Source organism: Actinomadura viridis, from assembly GCF_015751755.1.
In the GTDB taxonomy this organism is placed as follows: domain Bacteria; phylum Actinomycetota; class Actinomycetes; order Streptosporangiales; family Streptosporangiaceae; genus Spirillospora; species Spirillospora viridis.
The window spans coordinates 3,698,959-3,719,491 of the sequence record NZ_JADOUA010000001.1 but is presented as its reverse complement, the minus strand read 5'-3'; the positions used below and the strand labels follow the sequence as shown (position 1 = coordinate 3,719,491).

20 protein-coding genes are annotated in these 20,533 nt (G+C 74.8%); 10 read left to right on the top strand and 10 right to left on the bottom strand.

Annotated elements, in window-relative coordinates:
- Positions 1-38: 38 nt before the first annotated feature.
- Both IW256_RS42735 and IW256_RS16810 read left to right on the top strand, forming a co-directional pair.
- Positions 39-884 carry a helix-turn-helix domain-containing protein gene (locus IW256_RS42735; RefSeq protein ID WP_197011887.1) on the top strand — a complete coding sequence of 282 codons (846 nt, stop codon included), beginning with the start codon at positions 39-41 and terminating at the stop codon, positions 882-884.
- 85 nt (positions 885-969) lie between these two features.
- Positions 970-1,353: a YkvA family protein gene (locus IW256_RS16810; RefSeq protein ID WP_197011886.1), complete on the top strand. Its 384-nt coding sequence runs from the start codon at positions 970-972 to the stop codon at positions 1,351-1,353.
- A 40-nt stretch (positions 1,354-1,393) separates the two neighbouring features.
- Here the strand turns inward: IW256_RS16810 and IW256_RS16805 are convergent, their stop codons facing one another.
- A complete protein-coding gene (locus IW256_RS16805; RefSeq protein WP_197011885.1) occupies positions 1,394-2,263 on the bottom strand; it encodes an LLM class flavin-dependent oxidoreductase in 870 nt (289 codons plus the stop codon).
- Between the two features lie 12 nt (positions 2,264-2,275).
- Positions 2,276-3,574, bottom strand: coding sequence for an RsbRD N-terminal domain-containing protein (locus IW256_RS16800; protein ID WP_197011884.1), 1,299 nt, complete (start codon positions 3,572-3,574; stop codon positions 2,276-2,278).
- Between the two features lie 124 nt (positions 3,575-3,698).
- Between IW256_RS16800 and IW256_RS16795 the strand changes: the two genes are divergently transcribed.
- A complete protein-coding gene (locus IW256_RS16795) occupies positions 3,699-4,493 on the top strand; it encodes a class II aldolase/adducin family protein (protein ID WP_197011883.1) in 795 nt (264 codons plus the stop codon).
- A 73-nt stretch (positions 4,494-4,566) separates the two neighbouring features.
- On the top strand, positions 4,567-5,637 hold the full coding sequence (locus IW256_RS16790) for a Gfo/Idh/MocA family oxidoreductase (RefSeq protein ID WP_197011882.1): 1,071 nt from the start codon (positions 4,567-4,569) through the stop codon (positions 5,635-5,637).
- Here the strand turns inward: IW256_RS16790 and IW256_RS16785 are convergent.
- The 7 genes from IW256_RS16785 to IW256_RS16755 form a co-directional block, all read right to left on the bottom strand.
- Positions 5,631-6,470 carry an endonuclease/exonuclease/phosphatase family protein gene (locus IW256_RS16785; protein WP_197011881.1) on the bottom strand — a complete coding sequence of 280 codons (840 nt, stop codon included), beginning with the start codon at positions 6,468-6,470 and terminating at the stop codon, positions 5,631-5,633. The two genes, IW256_RS16790 and IW256_RS16785, sit on opposite strands and share 7 nt — an antisense overlap.
- A 77-nt stretch (positions 6,471-6,547) precedes the next feature.
- Positions 6,548-7,564 carry a coiled-coil domain-containing protein gene (locus IW256_RS16780; protein ID WP_307828913.1) on the bottom strand — a complete coding sequence of 339 codons (1,017 nt, stop codon included), beginning with the start codon at positions 7,562-7,564 and terminating at the stop codon, positions 6,548-6,550.
- Positions 7,565-7,934: 370 nt separating this feature from the next.
- Entirely contained in the window at positions 7,935-8,375 is a 441-nt protein-coding gene (locus tag IW256_RS16775) for an HNH endonuclease (RefSeq protein ID WP_197011880.1), read from the bottom strand.
- A gap of 252 nt (positions 8,376-8,627) precedes the next feature.
- Positions 8,628-9,611 carry a GNAT family N-acetyltransferase gene (locus tag IW256_RS16770; RefSeq protein WP_197011879.1) on the bottom strand — a complete coding sequence of 328 codons (984 nt, stop codon included), beginning with the start codon at positions 9,609-9,611 and terminating at the stop codon, positions 8,628-8,630.
- 44 nt (positions 9,612-9,655) lie between these two features.
- Positions 9,656-10,678, bottom strand: coding sequence for a methylmalonyl Co-A mutase-associated GTPase MeaB (gene meaB, locus IW256_RS16765; protein ID WP_197011878.1), 1,023 nt, complete (start codon positions 10,676-10,678; stop codon positions 9,656-9,658).
- A complete protein-coding gene (gene scpA, locus IW256_RS16760) occupies positions 10,675-12,888 on the bottom strand; it encodes a methylmalonyl-CoA mutase (protein ID WP_197011877.1) in 2,214 nt (737 codons plus the stop codon). The genes meaB and scpA overlap by 4 nt, the downstream gene beginning before the upstream one ends.
- The gene (locus IW256_RS16755) at positions 12,885-14,777 is read right to left on the bottom strand and encodes a methylmalonyl-CoA mutase subunit beta (protein WP_197011876.1); all 1,893 of its coding nucleotides are present in this window, start codon (positions 14,775-14,777) and stop codon (positions 12,885-12,887) included. The genes scpA and IW256_RS16755 overlap by 4 nt, the downstream gene beginning before the upstream one ends.
- A 288-nt stretch (positions 14,778-15,065) precedes the next feature.
- Here IW256_RS16755 and IW256_RS16750 point away from each other — a divergent pair, with 288 nt between their 5' ends.
- From IW256_RS16750 to IW256_RS16730, 5 genes are all read left to right on the top strand, one after another.
- Positions 15,066-15,275: an HGxxPAAW family protein gene (locus tag IW256_RS16750; RefSeq protein WP_197011875.1), complete on the top strand. Its 210-nt coding sequence runs from the start codon at positions 15,066-15,068 to the stop codon at positions 15,273-15,275.
- A 4-nt stretch (positions 15,276-15,279) separates the two neighbouring features.
- The gene (locus tag IW256_RS16745; protein WP_197011874.1) at positions 15,280-15,468 is read left to right on the top strand and encodes a hypothetical protein; all 189 of its coding nucleotides are present in this window, start codon (positions 15,280-15,282) and stop codon (positions 15,466-15,468) included.
- A gap of 161 nt (positions 15,469-15,629) precedes the next feature.
- Positions 15,630-16,727 carry a carboxylate-amine ligase gene (locus tag IW256_RS16740; RefSeq protein WP_197011873.1) on the top strand — a complete coding sequence of 366 codons (1,098 nt, stop codon included), beginning with the start codon at positions 15,630-15,632 and terminating at the stop codon, positions 16,725-16,727.
- 157 nt (positions 16,728-16,884) lie between these two features.
- Positions 16,885-17,889, top strand: a complete 1,005-nt coding sequence (locus IW256_RS16735; protein WP_197011872.1) for a sensor histidine kinase — start codon at positions 16,885-16,887, stop codon at positions 17,887-17,889.
- Positions 17,890-18,015: 126 nt separating this feature from the next.
- On the top strand, positions 18,016-18,801 hold the full coding sequence (locus tag IW256_RS16730; RefSeq protein WP_197011871.1) for a thioesterase family protein: 786 nt from the start codon (positions 18,016-18,018) through the stop codon (positions 18,799-18,801).
- Positions 18,802-18,837: 36 nt separating this feature from the next.
- On the opposite strand, the gene IW256_RS16725 is transcribed toward IW256_RS16730, so the two are convergent.
- A complete protein-coding gene (locus IW256_RS16725; RefSeq protein WP_269217938.1) occupies positions 18,838-19,719 on the bottom strand; it encodes an amidohydrolase family protein in 882 nt (293 codons plus the stop codon).
- A 233-nt stretch (positions 19,720-19,952) separates the two neighbouring features.
- Here IW256_RS16725 and IW256_RS16720 point away from each other — a divergent pair, with 233 nt between their 5' ends.
- Positions 19,953-20,411 carry a MarR family winged helix-turn-helix transcriptional regulator gene (locus IW256_RS16720; RefSeq protein WP_197011870.1) on the top strand — a complete coding sequence of 153 codons (459 nt, stop codon included), beginning with the start codon at positions 19,953-19,955 and terminating at the stop codon, positions 20,409-20,411.
- Positions 20,412-20,533 lie beyond the last annotated feature (122 nt).

Here is a 20,533-nt window from a genome sequence, read left to right as displayed (position 1 = left end):
CGTGCGTTCTGCCGGGGCCCGATGACACACTGGGTCGTGTGAGACCCGTCAGCATCGAGGAACGGGGCGGCTGGTGGCTGGCCCAGGGGCGGCCCCATCCGGCCCTGCGCCCGTTCCTGGCCTCCTACGACGGCTACTGGGAGGACCGTTCCACCCCCGACCGCGTCCGGACGCTCCCCGGGCGGCACGTCGTGCTGATCCTCAACCTGGGCCCGCCGCTCCTCGTGACCGTCCCGGGCGCCGCTCCGGCGCGGTACGCCTCGTTCGTCGCCGGGATGCACGACGGTCCCGGCGCCTACGCGCATCCGGGCGGGCAGCGCGGCATCCAGCTCGACCTGACCCCGCTGGGCGCCTACACCCTGCTCGGCACGCCGATGGGCGCGCTCACCAACGTCGCGGCCGACCTGCCCGACCTGCTCGGGCCGCGGGCGGGCGAGCTGGTCGAGCGGCTGGCGGCCGCACCGGGCTGGGCCGCCCGTTTCGATCTGCTCGACCGTTTCCTGCTGGACCGGCTGACGCTCGGCCCCTCCCCCGCCCCCGAGGTCGAGCGGGCCTGGCACCTGCTGGCCTCCGGCGGCGGGTGCGCGCCGGTGGCCGAACTGGCCGGGGAGGTGGGCTGGAGCCGCCGCCACCTCACCCAGCGTTTCAAGGAGCAGATCGGCCTGCCGCCGAAGGTGATGGCCAGGGTGCTGCGGTTCGAGCGGGCACTGGCGCGGATGGCCGCGGGCGGTTCCGGCTGGGCCGACATCGCCGCCGGCTGCGGCTACTACGACCAGGCCCACCTCAACCGCGAGTTCCGCGCGCTGTCGGGCTGTACCCCGTCCGAGCTGCTGGCGGCCCAGGCGCCCGAGGGCCTGACCACGACGGCCAGGGAGTTCGCCTGACGCGGCATGTCCGGCCCCCGCCGGGCGCATGGGACGGAGCGGGCGGGCAATACCGGTGGTGAACCCCCGCCCCCCGGAGGCACCGATGATCATCGCCGGCCTGGTCGCCCTCGTCGCGGGCGCCGTCCTCCTCCTCACCGCCGGCGGCTCGTCCGGCGGCCCCGAACTGACCGTGGCGGGGGCGGCCGTGATGGCAGTCGGCGCGCTCGTCCTGATCGCCGGCCTGCTGCGGCTCCGCCGGGCCTCGCGCCGTACGGCGGCGGGCGTCCCGGAGCCCTACCGCACCGGCAAGGGCAAGATCATCGCGATGGTGGCGGCGGTGCTCTACATCGTGTCCCCGATCGACCTGGTCCCCGACGTCCTCCTGCCCGTCGGGATCGTGGACGACGCCACCGCCCTCACCTGGCTGGTCGTCGCGGCCGGGCAGGAGCTGGCGCGGCGCTCGCGCTCCCCGCGGCGGGCCCGCTGACGAGACCGCTGACGAGACCGCTGACGAGACCGGGCGCGGGTCAGCGGGCGCCGGCGTGCCGGGCGGCGATCTCCTCGAAGACCTTCATGTCGGCGTCCCACTCGGTGCCGGGACGCGGCCAGTGCACCGCGATCTCGGCGATGCCGAGCTCGGCGTAACCGCCGGCCAGGTCGGCGAACGCCTGCGGCGACTCCAGGAACGGCTCGCCGGTGAAACCGGTGAGCAGGATCGGCCGGATGCCGGCGGGGTCGCGGCCCTCGGCCTCGCAGGCGGCGCGCAGCCCGGCGAGCTGGTCCCGGACGGCGTCGCGCGGCGCCCGCCCCGGGGGTCCCCCGCCCGTGGTGACCCAGGCGGCGCCGTGGCGGGCGGCCAGGCGCAGCCCCCGGGGGCCGGTCGCGGCGATCGCGAACGGCACCCGGGGCCGCTGGACGCAGCCGGGTCCGGTGACGACCTCGCGGGCCGAGTAGTAGGCGCCCTCGTAGGTGGTCTCCGGGCCGGTCAGGAGCCGGTCGAGGAGGCCGGTCCACTCGGCGAACCGGTCCGCGCGCTCGCGGGCCGTCCACTCGGGGCCGCCGAGGATGCCCGAGTCGGAGGTGCGGCTGGTCCCGCCCGAGCCGATGCCCAGCGTGAGCCTCCCGCCGCTGATGTGGTCGATCGTCTTGACCGCGTGCGCGGTCGGCACGGGATGCCGGAAGTTGGGGGAGGTGACCATCGTGCCGAGGCGGATCCGGGAGGTCACCGCGGCCGCCGCGGCCAGGGTGGTGTACGCGTCGTACCAGGGCGTGGTCCCGCGCCAGGCGGTGTGGTCGTACACCCAGGCGCAGCCGAACCCGAGCTCCTCGGCCCGCCGCCACTGGGCGCCCGCCTCCGGCCAGGACCGGGTGGGCCACATCACCGTGCTGATCTCCATCGGCACATCACATCACGCCGGGAGACCGCGGAGCCATTCGCGCAGGGCCCACCAGTGGTGCGCGGCATGCGCCACCGCGTCGGGGCGCGCGCCGGGCACGGCGGCGGCCGGTCCGGCACCCGCGGGCCCGGTGACAGCGGGCCCGCCGCCGGACGGCGCCGCGGCGGCCGGCGCTGTGCCGGCCGGCGCGGTGCCCGTCAGCGCTGTGCCGGTCAGCGCTGTGCCCGTCAGCGCTGTGCCGGTCAGCGCTGTGCCCGTCAGCGCTGTGCCGGTCAGTTCGTGGAAGCGGCGCAGGCGGTACTTCACGGTGTTGGCGTGGACGTGCAGGGCGGCGGCCGTGGCCTCCACCCGGCCGCCGTGGCCGAGGACGGCCAGGGCGGTCTCGGCCACCTCCCGGTGGAACGGGTCGCCCGGGTCCAGGCCGTCCAGCAGCCGGGCGGCCAGCAGGCGGCCCAGCTCCGGCTCGCCCTCGGTGACGGTGACCAGCGCGAGATCGGTGAGCCGCCGCAGGCCGGTCAGCCCGGACGCGGCGCCGGCCCGCAGCGCCCTGCGGCACAGCCGGTACAGCGGCGCCATCTCGGCGGGACGGGCCGGGGGCGCGGCCACCAGGAGCGGGCCACCGGCGAGGTCGGGCAGGCGGGTGACCAGCGCGGCCAGCCGCCCGTCCACCAGCCCGGACAGCGCCGGCCCCGGCGCGGCCAGCGCGCTCTCCAGGCGGGCGGCCACGGCGGGATCGCTGACGTCGGAGACGACGCAGTGGTACGTCCCGCCCGGGGCCAGCGGGCCGAGGCCGGCGGGCGCCTCGCCGTGCAGCAGCCGGCGCAGCGCCTGGACGTGCCCCTCGCGGCGGGTGCGGGCCATCTCCAGCTCCGCGACCCGGTGGGCGTGCACCATGCGGTGGACCAGGGCGGTGGTGATGGCGTCGATCCGGACGACGCCGTCCAGCACCGTCTCGGCGGGGACGCGCAGGCGCCGGGCCTCCTCGATCAGCAGGCCCACCAGATGGGCGCGGCCGGCCTGGAACCCGTCCAGGAACGCGGCCACCGGGACGCCCTGGCGGGCCCGGTCCGAGCCGAGCCGCTCCGCGGCGGCCAGCACCTCCTCGCCGGGCTCGCCGCCCGCTCCGAGCGCGTCCAGGACGCCCAGGACCAGGGCGCGGGCGTGCCGCCGGGTCTCCTCCTCGGGCAGGGCCGCGACCAGGTCGGACCTGCCGCGGGCGGCCCGTACCGTGGACTCCAGGACGTCGGGGTCCCGGCCGCGCTCGGCCAGGATCCGCAGGAAGCCGTCCGCCTCCCGGCCGGTGTCGCCCATCGGCGCTCCGCTCCAGGTTGTCCCCGCCGGACAACCACCGCCACGCTCGTTGACTCCGCCCAGCCTAGACGAGCACGGCCGGAATGCGGTTCGGTGGTGAGGGACAAGCCGAAGGAGCCGCCCCATGTCCGAAGAAGAGAAGTTCCTCGAGAAGCTGCCGACCGATCTGATCTTCCGGCTGCCGCCGTCGTTCGAGACCGCCGAGGAGGAGCGCCGGCACCGCAAGGAGCGGCTGGCCGCCGCCCTGCGGATCTTCGGGAGGTTCGGCTTCGAGGAGGGCGTGGCCGGTCACATCACGGCCCGCGACCCCGAGCACACCGACCATTTCTGGGTCAATCCGTTCGGGATGTCGTTCAAGCACGTCACGGTCGGCGACCTCATCCTGGTCAACCACAAGGGGCAGGTCGTCGAGGGGCGCTACCCGGTCAACGAGGCGGCGTTCGCGATCCACTCCCAGGTGCACCAGGCCCGCCCCGACGTGGTGGCCGCCGCGCACAGCCACTCCACGCACGGGCGGGCGCTGTCGGCCCTCGGCCAGAAGCTGGAGCCGATCACGCAGGACGTGTGCGCCTTCTACCAGGACCACGGCCTGTTCGACGACTACACCGGCGTGGTCACCGACCTGGAGGAGGGCAAGCGCATCGCCGCCGCGCTGGGCGACCACAAGGCCGTCATCCTGCGCAACCACGGGCTGCTGACGGTCGGTGACACGGTGGACGCCGCCGCGTGGTGGTTCATCACCATGGAGCGCTCCTGCCAGGTGCAGCTGCTGGCCAAGGCCGCCGGGCAGGTGGTGCCGATCGAGCACGACAACGCGGTCCTGACGCACCAGCAGATCGGCAACGACCTGGTCGGCTGGATCAACTACCAGCCGCTGTTCGACCAGATCTCGCGCGAGCAGCCGGACCTGTTCGACTGAGCGGAGCGTGGCCCTCCCGCCCGGCCCCCTCCCCCGCGCGTCCCCGGTTCCGGCGATCGGGAATGATCGGTGCATGGCTTCGCGTGTGGCACTCATCGGCTACGGCACCGGGGGCGCGGTGTTCCACGCGCCGTTGATCGACTCGGTCCCCGGTCTCCGGCTGACCGCGGTGGTGACGGGGAACCCCGGGCGGCGGGAGGCCGCGGAGCGGCGCTTCCCGGACGTCAGGGTGCTCGACAGCGCGGACCGGCTGTGGGAGAACCCCGACGCCTGGGACCTGGTGGTGGTGACCGCGCCCAACCGGCAGCACGTCCCGCTGGCGCGTGCCGCGCTGACCTCGGGGCTCCCGGTCGTGGTGGACAAGCCGGCCGCCACGTCGGCGGCCGAGGCCCGTTCCCTGGCGGCGCTGGCGGCGGTCCGGGGGCTGCCGGTGATCCCGTTCCACAACCGGCGGTGGGACGGGGACTTCCGCACGGTCCGGCGGCTGCTCGGCGACGGTGCCCTGGGCGCCGCCCAGCGCTTCGAGTCGCGGTTCGAACGCTGGCGGCCCGAGGTCAGGACCACCTGGAAGGAGAGCACCGACCCCCGGGACGGCGGCGGGATCCTGTTCGACCTCGGCTCGCACCTGATCGACCAGGCGGTCGCGCTGTTCGGCCGCCCGCGCCTGGTGTACGCCGAGATCGACGTGCGGCGGCCCGGGGCGGTCGCCCCCGACGACGTCTTCGTGGCGCTCACCCATGACTCCGGCGTGCGCTCCCACCTGTGGATGAGCGCGACGGCCGCGCAGCTGGGACCGCGCTTCCGCGTGCTGGGGTCGGACGCGGCGTACACCGTGCACGGCATGGACGGCCAGGAGGAGGCGCTGCGTTCGGGGCTGACGCCGAAGGACGCGGGATGGGGGCAGGCGCCGCCCGAGGCGTACGGCCGCCTGGGCACTCCCGGCGGCGGGCGTCCCGAACCCACCGACCCCGGGGCCTACCAGGACTTCTACGCCGAGGTCGCGCGGGCCCTGCGCGGGGAGCGTCCGCCTCCGGTCGACCTCGCCGACGCCATCACCGGCCTGGAGGTCATCGAGGCCGCCACGCTGTCGGCGGAGACCGGAACGGCGGTGCAGATGCCGGACGGCCGGGGCGGCGGTCAGTAGCGCAGGTCGGTGAGGACCCCGTAGTGGTCCGAGCCGTGTATCCGGTCGAGCGGCTCGGTGCCGAACAGCTCGCAGCGCACCGGGTGCCCGGCGCCGCCCGCCCTGGGCCAGGCCGAGAAGACGTAGTCGATCCGCCGGTCGGGCAGGAGCACGGGCCGGGTCCAGGGGTTGGTGGCCGACCAGGTGTGGCCGGGCGTCCCGTCGCCGGCCGTCTCCCAGGCGTCGTAGAAGACCAGGCCGGGCGCCGCCACGGCGGCGCGGCCGGTGAGCATCCGGATCTCGTCGCTGTCGGGCGGGGCGTTGAAGTCGCCGCAGAGCACCACCGGTGACCGGGTGTCGGCCACCTGCCGCACGAATCCGCCCAGGTCCCGTACCTGCTCCTGGCGCTGGAGGCTGTGGTCGGGCTTCCAGCCGAGCCCGGTCCCGAACACCTGCACCGCGCCGCGCGGCCCCTCGGCGCGGGCGAACAGGGCGATGCCCGCGTCCCAGCCGGTGGCGTCGCCGAGGCGCCGTTCGGCCCGGCCGGCCAGCGGCCAGCGCGACAGCACCGCGATCCCCGACCGCGGGCCGCCGTCCGGGCCGGTGCCGGCGAACACGTGGTGGGGCAGGCCGAGCTCGCCCTTGAGCCGCCCGGCCTGGGTCGCGTCGCCGTCCTCCCAGGCCTCGACGAGCACGAGGACGTCGGCGGCCACGGCGGCGAGTTCCGCCAGGATCACCCGCTCGCGTTCCCGCCAGGGCCCGTAGCGTCCCCACACGTTCCACGTGGCGACCCGCACGGTCGTGTCGATCAGCGGCCCGTACGGCTGCTCGATGTCATACGCGGTGAAGGCCATGGAACGAGCCTGGCACCGGGCGGTCCCGCGTTCCAGGCCCCACGCCCCCTCGACGCGCCGTTCCCGGGACGGCGGGCTCAGAGGACGGAGACGTGGACGTGGTCGTAGTGGTTCTGGGTGACGCTGCCGCGGTCCTCCATCTGCCGCCAGCCGCCGCTGCTGCGCATGTCGTAGATCCGCTGGCGCCAGATGACGTACTTGATGCCGAGCCGGGAGGCGTTGTCGATCACGTACTGGGCGACGGCGTCGCCGTGGGCCATGGCGGAGGCGCTGGGCATCTTCCCGCCGGTGCTCTCCATGAAGTCGCAGGCCCGGCCGGACCCGTGGTCCTGGGGGTCGCCGGGGCGGGCGCAGCCGATGGTGGGGAACGGGCCGAACCTGCCGTCGATGGCCATCATGGCCGTCCGCATCCGCGCGGTCATCGTGTTGCCGACGATGGGCGACTTGGTCCCGGAGGCGCCGTCGGGCCGGCCCGACGGGGCCCTGGGGGCGGCGGGCGCCTCCGGCTTGTACTTGGCCAGCAGCTTGCGGACCCTGGCCCGCTGGCTCTCCAGGTCGTCGATCTCCTTGCGCACCTGGTCGAGCTTGGCGCGGGCGTCGTGCTGGGACCGGGTCGCCTGGGCCGAGAGGGTGCGCAGGCCCTGAACGCGGCGGTCGTTGTTGCGCGCCAGGTGCTCGATGACGGCGGCGTTGCGGACGGCCGCGCCCGGGTCGTCGGAGGTGACCATCGGGACCATGTCCAGGTGGCCGCTCATGTACGAGCTGGCGGCGATGCGGCTGACGTCGGCGCGGGCGGTGTCGAACTCGCGGCCGAGCCGTTCGGCGTCGGCCTCGGCGCGCTTGGCGGCGCGCTTGGCCTCCTCCAGCGAGATCAGCTCGCCCCGGTACTCCTTGGCGAGCTTGGCCGCGCGCTTCTCCAGCTTGGCGTACTCCTTCGCGGTGTCCTTCGGCTCGGCGGGCAGGCCCGCCGCGCTGCCCGGGCCGGGCGGCAGGACCGCCGACAGGGCCGTCACCAGGGCGACCGCCGCGCAGCACCGCGCCATCCGTGAGCGCGACGAGCGCCGCTTCCGGCCGAGGGGGACGTGGGCCGCCACTGAACTCTCCTTAACACCATGCAGAAGATTGGCGGCACGCTACCACAATCACCCATTTAAACCCTGAAACCCAATAAAACACACAGCGTCATCCGGCAACTACCGAGACGGAATCCCCTCGGAATTCGGTTCGGAGGCCCCGGGCCGCGGGGGCTCCGTCAACCCCTGCGCGGGCGCGGGCGGAGGCGCCTCGGGGGCGCCTCGGGCCGGGAGCGGACGCCCCGTCGGACGGGGCGTGGACACGCGCCACGGCCGGCGGCGGCGCTCCCGGCGCCGTCACCGGCCGTGATGTGATCCGGCCCGTTCGGACCGGCCGGACCGGCCGCCGCCCGCCTCCCGTGCCCGGGATCACCCCGGTCCGGGGCGGGCGTCAGCGGAACACGAGCTCGTCCCACGGCGGGACGCGCGGCCGGCCGCGCAGCCGCATGCCGGCCTCCTCCGGGGTGCGGTTCCCTTTGCGGTTGTTGCACCTGCCGCAGGCCAGGACGGTGTTCTCCCAGGTGTCGCCGCCTCCCCGCGACTGCGGCAGCACATGGTCGATGGTGTGACCGCGCGTGCCGCAGTACCCGCACACCCCGCGGTCGCGCAGGTAGACGCCGCGCTTGCTCCACGGCGGGCGCCTGCCGTGCCGCCACCGCATGGCGACGTACCTGACCAGCCGGAGCACCCGCGGCACGGGGAAACGGCCGATCGTCCGGCCCTCCTCCGCCTCCTCGACGACGGCCACCTCGCGCACCAGCATGCGGATGGCGTGCCGCAGGTCCACGTTCTGTAACGGCTCGTAGGACGCGTTCAGGACGAGCACGTTCACCGGTCACCCACCTCCTCACCGTCGCGGCCCGCCCCGCCGGCGGCGCCCGGAGCGCCGCCCTCCGGCAATGGACGCGCTGCATTAACGGCAGGGCCACCACCATTGAACGAAGGAGGAATGGTCCGCTAATTCCCCGGCCATCCGGACTTTCCGAAGGCCCATCTCAGAGTGCCGATCTTCCCCGCGGCGGGCAACGTATTTTCACCCCATAATGCCTAATGCATCGCCATCGGGGCCGTTCGGCGGGACGCCTCAGAGCAGCGTTCGGTGGACGGTGGGAAGATCGCGGGCGGCGGCCTGGTACTCGCGGGACTCGCGCTGCCGGCGGAACCCCAGCTCCTCGTTGACCGCCAGCATGTGCGCGTTGTCGCCGGCGTTGTCGGTCTCGATCTCGCGGACCTCGGGACGCACCTCGGCCAGCCACCGCAGCATGGCGGCCTTGACCCAGATGCCCAGGCGGCGGCCGCGGTGCTCGGGCACGACCGCCGTGTCGTACTGGGCGGCCCGCTCCGGCGCGGACGCGGGCACGACGATCTCGGTGAAGCCGGCGATCGCCGACCCCTGGACGGCGGCGACGGTGTAGAGGTCGTCGCCGCGCGCCGCGACCATCGCGGCCGTCTCGCGGACCCGGACGGCGTCCCACGGCAGGCCCTCGTACTCGGCGAGGTCGGCCATGGCGTGCTTGGCGTGGGCCAGGGCGTCGGCGTACCGCTCCGGCACCTCCCCGCGCCAGCGCACGAGCCGGTAGCCGGGCGGCCCCGCGGCCACCAAGGCCGGGACGCGGCCCGGCGGGAGGTCCTCCATCCGCAGCAGCAGGCCGCTCAGGGTGAGGACGCAGACGAAGCCGTGCGACTCCAGGAACGGCACCGCGGGCGTGCCCGCCAGGACCTGGGCGATGGCGCTGGTCCGGCCGTCGGCGCGCAGCCCCTCGGCGGCCACCGCCAGCAGGCGGGTGCCCAGCCCGCGCCGCCTGCGGGCCGGATGGACCCGGATGTCGATCTCGGCGGGACGGTCGGCGCCGGGGCCGCCGGGCAGCCGCAGGACCGCCACGGCCACCGCCCTTCCGTCCTCGGCGACCGCCCACCGACGCCGGTCACCCCCGCGCAGGCACTCGGCCGTGTACGCCGCCGCGGGGGCCGGGTCGCCGGCCGGATCGGCCGTGTGCACCGCCGCCAGGACCGCGTGCCACTGCGCGATCTGCTCCTCGGTGGGATCATCGAGTGGGATGACGTCCATCAGCCTGTTCTACAGGATCCCGGCCGCCCGCGACCGTCAAACCGTCACCGGGTGAAGACGGCCAGTATCCGTTCGGCCGCCAGCGCGGGCGTCAGCGTCCCCTCGGCGACCTCCGCCTCGAGCGCGGGGGCCAGCTCGCGCACGGCCGGGTGCTCGCGCAGCTCGGTGAGCAGCCGGTCGCGTACCAGGGCCCAGGTCCAGCCGACCTGCTGGCGGCGGCGGCGCCGTTCCAGCTCGCCCTCGGCGGCCAGCCGGTCCTGGTGCTCGACCAGGTGCCGCCACACCGTGTCCAGCCCCTTGTTCTCGCGCGCGCTGCAGGTGAGGACCGGCGTGTCGCGGGCGCGCTCGTCGCCGCGCAGCAGCCGCAGCGCGCCGGCCAGCTCCCGGGCGGCCTTCCTGGCCTCCATCTCGTGCGGCCCGTCGGCCTTGTTGACGGCGATGACGTCCGCGAGCTCCAGCACGCCCTTCTTGATGCCCTGCAGCTGGTCGCCCGTGCGGGCCAGGGTCAGGAACAGGAACGAGTCGACCATCTCGGCCACCGTCGTCTCGGACTGGCCCACCCCCACGGTCTCCACCAGCACGACGTCGTAGCCGGCGGCCTCCATGACGACCATCGCCTCGCGGGTCGCCTTGGCCACCCCGCCGAGGGTCCCCGCGGTCGGCGAGGGCCGGATGAACGCGTGCGGGTCGACCGCGAGCCGGTGCATCCGCGTCTTGTCCCCGAGGATGCTCCCGCCCGTGCGGGTGGATGACGGGTCGACCGCGAGCACCGCCACCTTGTGGCCGGCGGCGGTCAGGGAGGTGCCCAGGGCGTCGATGAACGTCGACTTGCCCACGCCCGGCACGCCGGTGATGCCGACCCGCCGGGCCTTCCCCGCGTGGGGGGTCAGCTCCACCAGAAGCCGCTGCGCCAGCTCGCGGTGGTCGGCGCGGGTGGACTCCACGAGCGTGATCGCGCGGGCGATCCACGCGCGCGAGCCCTCCCGCACGCCCTTGACGTAGTCGTCGAGGCCGGGGCCGGCCGGCCGCCCGCCGGCCGGTTCCCCGGTGGCCGCCGGTCCGCTCACGCGGCGCGGTGCCCGAGCCGGGCCGCCAGCTCGTCGAGCAGGCCGGCCGCGGCGTCGGCCAGGACCGTGCCGGGCGGGAAGATCGCCGAGGCGCCGGCGGCGCGCAGCTCGTCGAAGTCCTGCGGGGGGATCACCCCGCCCACGACGATCATCACGTCGTCCCGGCCCAGCGCGGCCAGCTCCTCCCGCAGCGCGGGCACGAGGGTGAGGTGCCCGGCCGCCAGCGAGTTGACGCCGACGATGTGCACGTCCGCCTCGACCGCCTGCCGGGCGACCTCCGCCGGGGTCTGGAAGAGCGGGCCCACGTCCACGTCGAAGCCGAGGTCGGCGAAGCCGGTGGCGATCACCTTCTGGCCGCGGTCATGGCCGTCCTGTCCCATCTTGGCGACCAGGATGCGCGGGCGGCGTCCCTCCGCGGCCTCGAACGCGGCGGTCGCGGCGCGGGCCTTCTCGATCGCGCTCACCCGGCCTGCCTCCTCCCGGTACACGCCGGAGATGGTACGGATCTGCGCCTGGTGCCGCCCGTAGGTCCGCTCCAGGGCGTCGGAGATCTCACCGACGGTGGCCTTGGCGCGGGCGGCGTCCACGGCCAGGGCGAGCAGGTTCCGCTCCAGGCCCGGCCCGCGGGTGCCCCGCTCGGCGGCCTCGGCGGCGGCGGCGAGGGCGTCCAGGGCGGCCCGGGCGGCGTCCTCGTCGCGCTCCTCGCGCAGCCGCCGCAGCTTCTCGATCTGCTGGGCGCGGACCGAGGCGTTGTCGACCTTCAGGACGTCGATGCTCTCGTCGGTGTCCGGGCGGTACTTGTTGACGCCGATGACCGGCTGCCGGCCCGAGTCGATGCGGGCCTGGGTGCGCGCGGCGGCCTCCTCGATGCGCAGCTTCGGCAGGCCCTCGTCGATGGCCTTGGCCATCCCGCCCGCCTCCTCGACCTCGGTGATGTGCCCCCAGGCGCGCCGGGCAAGGTCGTAGGTGAGCCGCTCGACGTAGGCGCTGCCGCCCCAGGGGTCGATCGTGCGGGTGGTGCCCGACTCCTGCTGGAGCAGCAGCTGGGTGTTGCGGGCGATCCGGGCGGAGAAGTCGGTCGGCAGGGCCAGGGCCTCGTCGAGCGCGTTGGTGTGCAGCGACTGGGTGTGCCCCTGGGTCGCGGCCATCGCCTCGACGCAGGTGCGGGCCACGTTGTTGAAGACGTCCTGGGCGGTCAGCGACCAGCCGGAGGTCTGGGAGTGCGTGCGCAGGCTGAGCGACTTGGGGTTCCGCGGGTCGAAGCCCTTGACCAGCTTCGCCCACAGCAGCCGGGCGGCGCGGAGCTTGGCGACCTCCATGAAGAAGTTCATGCCGATCGCCCAGAAGAACGACAGCCGCGGCGCGAACGCGTCGATGTCCAGGCCCGCCTCGCGGCCCGCCCGGATGTACTCGACCCCGTCGGCCAGGGTGTAGGCCAGCTCCAGGTCCGCGGTGGCCCCCGCCTCCTGGATGTGGTAGCCGGAGATGGAGATCGAGTTGTACTTGGGCATCCGCTGCGAGGTGTAGGCGAAGATGTCGGAGATGATCCGCATCGACGGCCCAGGCGGGTAGATGTAGGTGTTGCGGACCATGAACTCCTTGAGGATGTCGTTCTGGATGGTCCCCGCCAGCCGCTCCGGCTCCACCCCCTGCTCCCCCGCCGCGGCGATGTAGAGCGCCAGCACGGGCAGCACCGCGCCGTTCATGGTCATCGACACGCTCATCCTGTCCAGCGGGATCCCGTCGAACAGCTGCCGCATGTCGTAGATCGAGTCGATCGCCACCCCGGCCATGCCGACGTCCCCGGCCACCCGCGGATGGTCGGAGTCGTACCCCCGGTGGGTGGCCAGGTCGAACGCCACCGACAGGCCCTTCTGCCCGGCGGCGAGGTTGCGCCGGTAGAAGGCGTTGGACTCCTCGGCGGTGGAGAACCCGGCGTACTGCCGGATCGTCCACGGCTGGGTCGCGTACATCGCGGGGTACGGGCCGCGCAGGTAGGGGGCGATGCCCGGGAGGGTGTCGAGGAAGTCCAGCCCGGCCAGGTCGTCGCCGGTGTAGAGCGGCCTGACCGCGATGCCCTCGGGGGTGTCCCAGGTCTCGGCGTCGGGATCGCGGCCGGTGGCCTCGGTGACCGCCGCGCGCCACCGCTTGGCGGCCTCGTCGGCGGGGGCCGCCGTGCCGAGCCCGATCTCGGAGAAGTCGGGGATCATCGGTTCACTCCTAGATCGTCGAGGGTGGTCTCCAGCACGGCCACCGCGTCGCAGCCCGCGTAGACGTGCGCGTCCACTCCCTCATAGGTCCCCTTACCCGCGAGCCAGACCTTCACCGCGCCCGCTTCCCTGAGCGTGCGCGCGGCCTCCTCGGCCTGCTCGCCGTAGAGCCTGTCGCTGGAGCACAGGCACGCCACGGCCGCTCCGGAGGTCGCGAAGCCGCCGGGCTCGCCGGCGACGGTCTCGATCCCCCCGGCCTGGAAGAGGTTGGCCGCGAACGAGGCGCGCGCGGTGTGCACGGCGACCGGCCCCAGCGTGGCCAGGTAGACCTTGGGGCGGGCGCCGGTGGCCTCGGCGTGGGCGTCGGCGCGGTCGCGCAGCGCCTCGAAGTCCTGGGCGTACCGCACCACGGGCAGCCCGCCCGCCGCCGGGCGCGGGGCCTCGGGCGCCGCGGGCCGTTCGGGCAGCCTCTCGGCGAGGTTCGGGTACTCGCTGACACCGGTCAGCGGGGCCCCGCGGCGCGCGATGTCGCGGCGGCGGCGCTCCCAGGTCGCGGCGATCCGGCGGGCGACCAGGCCCGACTCCAGCGCGGCGGCCGCTCCCCCGGCCCGCTCGATCTCGGTGAACCGGTCCCAGGCCGCCCGGGCCAGCTCCTCGGTGAGGCGCTCGACGTACCAGGACCCGCCCGCGGGATCGACCACGCGGGCCAGGCTGGACTCCTCCAGCAGCAGGGTCTGGGTGTTGCGGGCGATGCGGCGGGCGAAGCCGTCGGGCAGGCCGATCCGGAGGTCGAACGGCTGCACCGTCACCGCGTCCGCGCCGCCGACCCCGGCCGCGAAGGCCGCGACGGTGGTGCGCAGCATGTTCACCCAGGGGTCGCGGCGGGTCATCATGGCCGCCGACGTCACCGCGTGCAGCAGCGCGACCCGGGTCTCGCCGGTCCCCTCGCCCGCGGGCCCGGCGGAGTCGCAGACCTCGGCGACCCGCGCCCACAGCCGGCGGGCGGCGCGGAGCTTGGCGATGGACATGAACTGGTCGGCGTTGACCGCGAGCCGGAACTCCAGCTGGCCGAACGCCTCGTCCAGGCTCAGCCCGGCCGCCGTCAGCGCCCGCAGGTAGGCGACACCGGCGGCGATCGCGCCGCCCAGCTCCTCGGCGTCGCCGCCGCCCGCGTCATGGAACGGGGTGGCGTCGACGGTGACGGCGCGGATGCCCGGGAACTCGCGGGCGCACCGTACGGCCAGCGCGGCGGCGGTCGCCAGGGCCGCCTCGACCGACGGCTCGCCGGACGCCTGCGCGAACCCCTCGGCGCCCGTGCGGGCGAGCAGCCCGAGCGGATCGGCGCCCAGGTTGCCGGCGGCCTCCGCCGCCTGCCCCCGCTCGGTGACGAGTGCGAGAAGGGCCTCGGCGGCCTCCCGGGTGCGCCCTCCGGCGTCCAGCACGACCGGCGCCAGGTCGAGGTGGACGCCGCGCAGCACCTCGGCCATGGCCGCGACCGGCGGGCCGGTCTCCCCCAGCTCCAGCCACACCGAGGTGGCGCCGTTCTCCAGGTCGGCGAGGATCGCCTCGCGGGTCACCGCGGGATCGGGGTGGGCGTGCCGCTGCCGTACGTCCCAGCCCGCCAGGCCCTCGCCCTCGGGACGGACCCGGCGGAGGCGGGGGGCCAGTCCCGGCCGGCCGGGGGCCGAGTCGTCACGGGTGTAGAGCGCGGCCACCGGCACACCGTCATGGGAGTCGCGGGTCAGCAGCCCCTCGATCTCCTCCAGGGGGGTGTCCTCGTCCGCCGCGCCCGACTTGCGCAGCACCCCCTTCACCATCTCCCGCCACCGGTCGCGTTCGGCCGGAGGGAAGGCGGCGGCCAGTTCGAGTTCTTCAGGCGGCACCGTCATGCCCAGGATGGTAAGCGAGCGCGTATTCACGGCCCGCGACCGGGGTCGCCTCATCGACACGCCCGGCGGCCCCGCGTGCCACGGCGCCCGGCACGGGCGGGCCTGAGCGCCGCCCGGGCTCCGGCCGCCGCGTCCGGGCGGGAGGTTCTCTGGCATTCCGGACGCGCCAGGACGGCTCCGGCGCGGCTCCGGCAGGGCGCGCCGCCGGGCACCCCGGATCCGTGTTCCGCCGGGGCGTTGCTAGTGTTCAGGAGCGTAAACCCCCGACGGAACGGTAGGGAAGTACGCATGTCGACTGGCAGCCACGCGGGACGGCCGAAGTCCTGGGTCGCCGTGGCCGTGATCTTCATCGGTTTCACCGTGGGCGGCGTGGCGCTGACCCTGGGACCGAACTGGCCGGTGTTCTGGGCGGGCGCGGCGATCATCGCGCTCGGCGGCGTGCTGAGCTGGGTCGTGGACATCATGAGCGACGTCATCGTCGACGAGCCGCAGCAGTGACGCCGTGAACCCGTTCGGCCGGCCCCCGCTCGAGGAGCGGATCGCCGCCCGGCAGCGCGAGCGGGGGCCGATGCGGCGCGGCCGTTACTTCGAGCACGGCCCCGCCAGAATGCTGTTCTTCTTCGGCCTCGCGGTCGTGGTGATCTCCCACGTGGTCGCGCTGTCGATGTACTTCGTCGATCCCGGCCCCTGAACCGGGAGAACGCACACCGGCCGCCGCCCCGGGGCACCGCTCCGGGGCGGCGGCCGTGCGGTGCCCGGATCCGGAACGTGCGAACCGTCCCGCCACCACGTAACGTCGTAATCACCGCACCGACGCACGGCCTTCGACGCTCCCGAGCACGAGGTGGTGGGATGGCCCTCAGGTTCGGAGTCGAGGAAGAGTACTTCGTGGCCGACCCCGGCTCGCGGATGGTCGTCGCCCGCGCGCCCGCTGTGGTCGAGCGGGCGTCGGCCGCGCTGGGCGACCGGGCCTCGACGGAGCTGATCGCGTTCCTGGCCGAGGCCAAGACCTCCCCCTGCGACGACCTGGGCAAGCTGGAGGAGCAGATCCGGGAGATGCGGGCCGCGATGGCCTCCGCCGCCGCCGAGGAGGGGGTCCGCCTGATCGCCACCGGCACCCCGGTGCTGGGCGAGCTGGTCCCGCCGCCGATCAGCGCCGGCGCCCGGTACGCCGAGAGCCTGGCCACGTTCCGCGCCCTGGACGACGAGCAGTGCATCTGCTCCTGCCACGTGCACGTCGAGATGCCCGATCCGGAGCGGGCCGTGCTGGTGAGCAACCATCTGCGGCCCTGGCTGCCGACGCTGGTGGCGCTGTCGGGCAACTCCCCGTACTGGGCGGGACGCGACACCGGCCACGACTGCTGGCGGGTGCTGACCTGGGCGCGCTGGCCGGTGGCCGGCCCGCCGCCGTTCTTCGAGTCGCTGGCGCACTACGAGGACCTGGTGGGGACCCTGCTGGGCTGCGGGGCGCTGATGGACACCGGGACCATCTTCTGGGACGTCCGGCCGTCGGCGCGGCTGCCCACGATCGAGGTCAGGCTCGGCGACGTGGCGATGACCACCCGGGAGGCGGTGCTGTTCGCGGCGCTCACCCGCGCGCTGGTGCAGGTCTCGCTGGCCGCGGTCGAGGCCGGGGAGCCGGCGCCCGACCCCGCGCCGGAGCTGCTGCGGGCCGCGTACTGGCTGGCCGCCCGCAACGGGCTCGCGGGCGCCGGGGTCGACGTGCGCACCGGCCGTCCGGCCGCGTTCCGCGACCTGGCCGGGGATCTGATGGCGCACGTGCGGCCCGCCCTCGCCGAGACCGGGGACGCCGACCGCGCCGCCGCCGGGATGCGGGAGCTGCTGGAGTGCGGCACCGGCGCGCAGCGGCAGCGGGCCGCCTTCCGGCGCCGCGAGCGGCTCACCGACGTCGTGGACGCCGCGGTGGTGCACGGGGGATCTCATCGGTGATGATCTCCACCGGGTGGCCCGGGCCTGCGAGCTCTTCGTTCGGCGCCCGTTTTCGGGGACCTCGGGCGGGTAGCCGTCGGGAGGACCGTAGCGGCGGACCGGCGGCGCCGGCGGATCGGCACAGGATCAGCAGAAGACGGACGCAAGGGGGGAACGCATGGCGCTGCACCATCCGCCCCTCGATGGTGCGGGCACGCGGGGTGAGCGTTTCGTGAACGTCGTGACCTCCGCCCCGGACGGGAACGCGTTCGCGCATCCGGCCTTCTTCTACCGCGACGACGACGAGTACCTGCGCGGCGTGGTGCCGTTCATCCTCGGTGGCCGCGACGCGGACGAACCCGTCGCCGTCGCCGTCCCCGCGCCGCGGCTGGAGCAGCTGCGCGGCGCGGTGCGCCGGGCCGCGGGCCCGGACGGCGCGCCGGTGACGTGGATCGACATGTCCGAGGCCGGCCGCAACCCCGGCCGCATCATCCCGGGCGTGCTGCGCGCGTTCGCCGACCGGCACTCCCGGGACCGGGTACGGATCGTCGGCGAGCCGGTCTGGCCGGGCCGGTCGCCGGCGGAGTACCCGGCCTGCCTCCAGCACGAGGCCCTGATCAACCTCGCCTTCGAGGGGCGGCGGGCCACCATCGTGTGCCCGTACGACGTCGCCGGCCTGGACCGCGAGATCCTGGCCGACGCGCGGGCCACCCACCCGGTGGTCGTCGACCACGCCGGGGAGCACCCGAGCTCGGAGTACGCGCCCGCCCGGGTGCTGCGGCTGTGCAACCGCCCCCTGCCCGAGCGTCCCGACATCGAGGCGACCTCCTTCGACCACGCGCGCATCCCCGAGGTCCGGGAGCTGGCGTGCCGCCGGGGCGCCGCCCTCGGCCTCGGCCGGGTCCGGGCCGGTGACCTGGAGCTGGCCGTCAACGAGCTGGCCGCCAACTCGGCCCTGCACGGCGGCGGCACCGGGGTCCTGCGGATCTGGTCCGAGGACGGCCACGTCGTCTGCGAGGTCCGCGACGCGGGGCTGATCACCGACCCGCTGGTCGGCCGCCGGCCCGCGGGCCTGGGGACCGGCGGCGGGCGCGGCGTGCTCATGGTCAACCACCTCGCGGATCTGGTCCGCGTGCACACCGGCCCCGAGGGCACCACCGTCCGGGTGTACATGCGGCTCTGACCCCGCGCCGGCTCCGCTCCCACGCCGGCTCCGCTCGCGCGCCGGCTCCGTGCCCCTCCCGCGTCGGCCGGCCCGCCGGGCCGCCCCGCTGCCGGGAACGTCCCGGTCCTGCAGCAGGATTGGGGCATGAGCGACTTGCCCGACGCCTTCTACCTGCCGGCCGGCGCCGACCGGTACGAGCCGACCCGCGCGACCGAGAGCCCCTGGGACTCCGGCTCCCAGCACGGCGGACCGCCCACGGCGCTGCTGGCCCACGCGATCGACGCGACGGCCGGTCCCGGCCTGCGCCTGGCCCGGATCTCGGTGGACTTCCTCGGCCCGATCCCGCGCCGCGAGGTCCGGATCGAGGTCTCCCCCGTCAAGCCGGGCAGGCTGGTGTCCCTCTCCGAGGCGCGGATGGTCGTCGACGGCCGGACCGCGGTGACCGCGCGGGCCTGGCACATCGCGACCGGCCCGCCGCCCCCCGTGACCGGCGAGCGGATCGCGCCGCCCGCGCCGCCGGAGACCGTGACCAGCCCGGAGCCCGCACCCGAACTGGAGGGGTGGGGCTACGGCGAGGCCGTCGAGTGGCGTTTCAGCGAAGGGGGCCACGGCACCCCGGGTCTGGCGCGGGTGTGGACGCGGGTCCGCGTCCCGCTGGTCGCGGGCGAGGACATGACCGGCCTGGCCCGGACCCTGGTCGTCGCGGACTCGGCCAACGGCCTGTCGGCGGTCCTGCCGTTCCACGAGTGGCTGTCCATCCCGCCGTCCATGACCACCACCCTGCTGCGCGTCCCGGAGGGCGAGTGGGTCCACATGGACTGCCGCACCCACCTGGCCCCCGACGGCATCGGGCTCGCCCAGGCCACCCTGTGCGACTCCGAAGGCCACCTGGGCGAGGTCGCCCAGCCGCTGCTGGTCCGCGAACGCTGAGGGACGTCCCGGCGGCGCCCCGCGCCGCCGGGCGGTTCAGGTGAGGCCGAGCAGGCGCGCGGCGTTGTCCTTGAGGATCCTCGGGCGGACCTCGGGCTTGATGTCGAGCTCGGCGAAGTCGGCCAGCCACCGGTCGGGGGTGATGACCGGGTAGTCGGGCCCGAACAGCACCTTGTCCTTGAGCAGGCTGTTGGCGTACCGCACGAGCTGCGGCGGGAAGTACTTGGGCGACCACCCCGACAGGTCGATGTGGACGTACGGCTTGTGCGTGGCCACCGCCAGCGCCTCGTCCTGCCAGGGGAAGGACGGGTGCGCCAGGATGATCCGCAGCTCGGGGAAGTCCACCGCGACGTCGTCGACCAGCATGGGGTCGGAGTACTTCAGCCGGATGCCCCCGCCGCCGGGCACGCCCGCCCCGATCCCGGTCTGGCCGGTGTGGAACAGCGCGGGGACGCCCAGTTCCTCGATCACCTCGTAGAGCGGGTAGGCCATCGGGTCGTTCGGCGCGAACCCCTGGATGCTGGGGTGGAACTTGAACCCGCGCACCCCGTGCTCCTCGACGAGCCTGCGCGCCTCCCGTACGCCCGCCCTGCCCTTCCAGGGATCCACGCTGGCGAACGGGATCAGCACGTCGGGGTGGGCCGCGCAGCTCTCGGCGACCTCCTCGTTGGCGATCCGCGGCCATCCGGTCGCGTGCTCGGCGTCGACGGTGAACACCACCGCGGCCATCCGCCGCTCGCGGTAGTACCCGGCCATCTCGTCGATCGTGGGCTGCCGGTGCCCCTGCGCCTTGAAGTACTTCTCCGAGGCGCCGAACAGCCGGGGGCTCAGTGACCGGTGGCCGTCCTTGGAGATCTCCGCGTGGGTGTGCACGTCGATCGCGGTCAGCCGTTCAACGTCCATGGTCGGTGCGCTCATCTCAGGCCCCCGGAACCTTGGGCGCCGGGAAGCCGTGGGTCTCGGGCTCGGCGCCCCCGCCTGTCCGCGGCGATTCCCGGGTAAGCACGTGATGAGGGGCCGAAATCAACAGGAATCCTGGCGGAATTCAGTGTGGCTCAGAGACAGGTTTCCTGTCAAAGACCTACCCTGGCCCGGGGCCGGGTCCTCGTGACGGCCGCACGCCGAACGTCCGGTGAACAGGGAGCGAGCCGATGACGACCACTCCGGCGGGACGCGCGCCGGCGGGCGACGCCAAGGCACCGCCGTCGCTGCTCTACATGGTCAAGCGGGTGGAGCTCGCCGTCCGCTCGCGCCTGGACGAGATCGTCCGCCCGGCGGGCGTCACCGCGCTGCAGTACACGGCCCTCACCGTTCTGGAACGGCATGACGGCCTGTCGGCGGCCCAGCTCGCCCGCGCCTCGTTCGTCACCGCCCAGTCGATGGCCGACATGGTCCGCGCCCTGGAGGACCGCGGCCTCGTCCGGCGCGAGCGCAACCCCGCCAACCGGCGCGAGCTGCTCATCCTCCTCACCCCCGCCGGCCGCGACCTGCTCGCCGCCTGCGCCGAACCCGTCCGGCGCCTGGAGGAACGCATGATCGGCGAGCTGACCCCGCGGCAGGTGGACGGGTTCCGCGCGACGCTCGACACGGCCTGGCACGCTCTCTCGTGAAGGGGCCCGCCCGGCCGGGGCCCGGGCACCGCCCGCCCCGGCGCCGGGTGCCTTGGCATTCCTTCGGTGCCCGCTGACGACCCGATTACCTCGCGGCGGGTACACCCAGGAATCGGCGGGAC

Coding starts and splice junctions, on each gene's coding strand:
- IW256_RS16740 (WP_197011873.1), top strand. CDS start 15,630: ATGGCCCTCAGGTTCGGAGTCGAGGAAGAGTACTTCGTGGCCGACCCC.
- IW256_RS16795 (WP_197011883.1), top strand. CDS start 3,699: ATGTCCGAAGAAGAGAAGTTCCTCGAGAAGCTGCCGACCGATCTGATC.
- IW256_RS16720 (WP_197011870.1), top strand. CDS start 19,953: ATGACGACCACTCCGGCGGGACGCGCGCCGGCGGGCGACGCCAAGGCA.
- IW256_RS16730 (WP_197011871.1), top strand. CDS start 18,016: ATGAGCGACTTGCCCGACGCCTTCTACCTGCCGGCCGGCGCCGACCGG.
- IW256_RS16755 (WP_197011876.1), bottom strand. CDS start 14,777: ATGACGGTGCCGCCTGAAGAACTCGAACTGGCCGCCGCCTTCCCTCCG.
- IW256_RS16805 (WP_197011885.1), bottom strand. CDS start 2,263: ATGGAGATCAGCACGGTGATGTGGCCCACCCGGTCCTGGCCGGAGGCG.
- IW256_RS16800 (WP_197011884.1), bottom strand. CDS start 3,574: ATGGGCGACACCGGCCGGGAGGCGGACGGCTTCCTGCGGATCCTGGCC.
- scpA (WP_197011877.1), bottom strand. CDS start 12,888: ATGATCCCCGACTTCTCCGAGATCGGGCTCGGCACGGCGGCCCCCGCC.
- IW256_RS16810 (WP_197011886.1), top strand. CDS start 970: ATGATCATCGCCGGCCTGGTCGCCCTCGTCGCGGGCGCCGTCCTCCTC.
- IW256_RS16785 (WP_197011881.1), bottom strand. CDS start 6,470: ATGGCCTTCACCGCGTATGACATCGAGCAGCCGTACGGGCCGCTGATC.
- IW256_RS16735 (WP_197011872.1), top strand. CDS start 16,885: ATGGCGCTGCACCATCCGCCCCTCGATGGTGCGGGCACGCGGGGTGAG.
- IW256_RS16770 (WP_197011879.1), bottom strand. CDS start 9,611: ATGGACGTCATCCCACTCGATGATCCCACCGAGGAGCAGATCGCGCAG.
- IW256_RS16790 (WP_197011882.1), top strand. CDS start 4,567: ATGGCTTCGCGTGTGGCACTCATCGGCTACGGCACCGGGGGCGCGGTG.
- IW256_RS16725 (WP_269217938.1), bottom strand. CDS start 19,719: ATGAGCGCACCGACCATGGACGTTGAACGGCTGACCGCGATCGACGTG.
- IW256_RS16750 (WP_197011875.1), top strand. CDS start 15,066: ATGTCGACTGGCAGCCACGCGGGACGGCCGAAGTCCTGGGTCGCCGTG.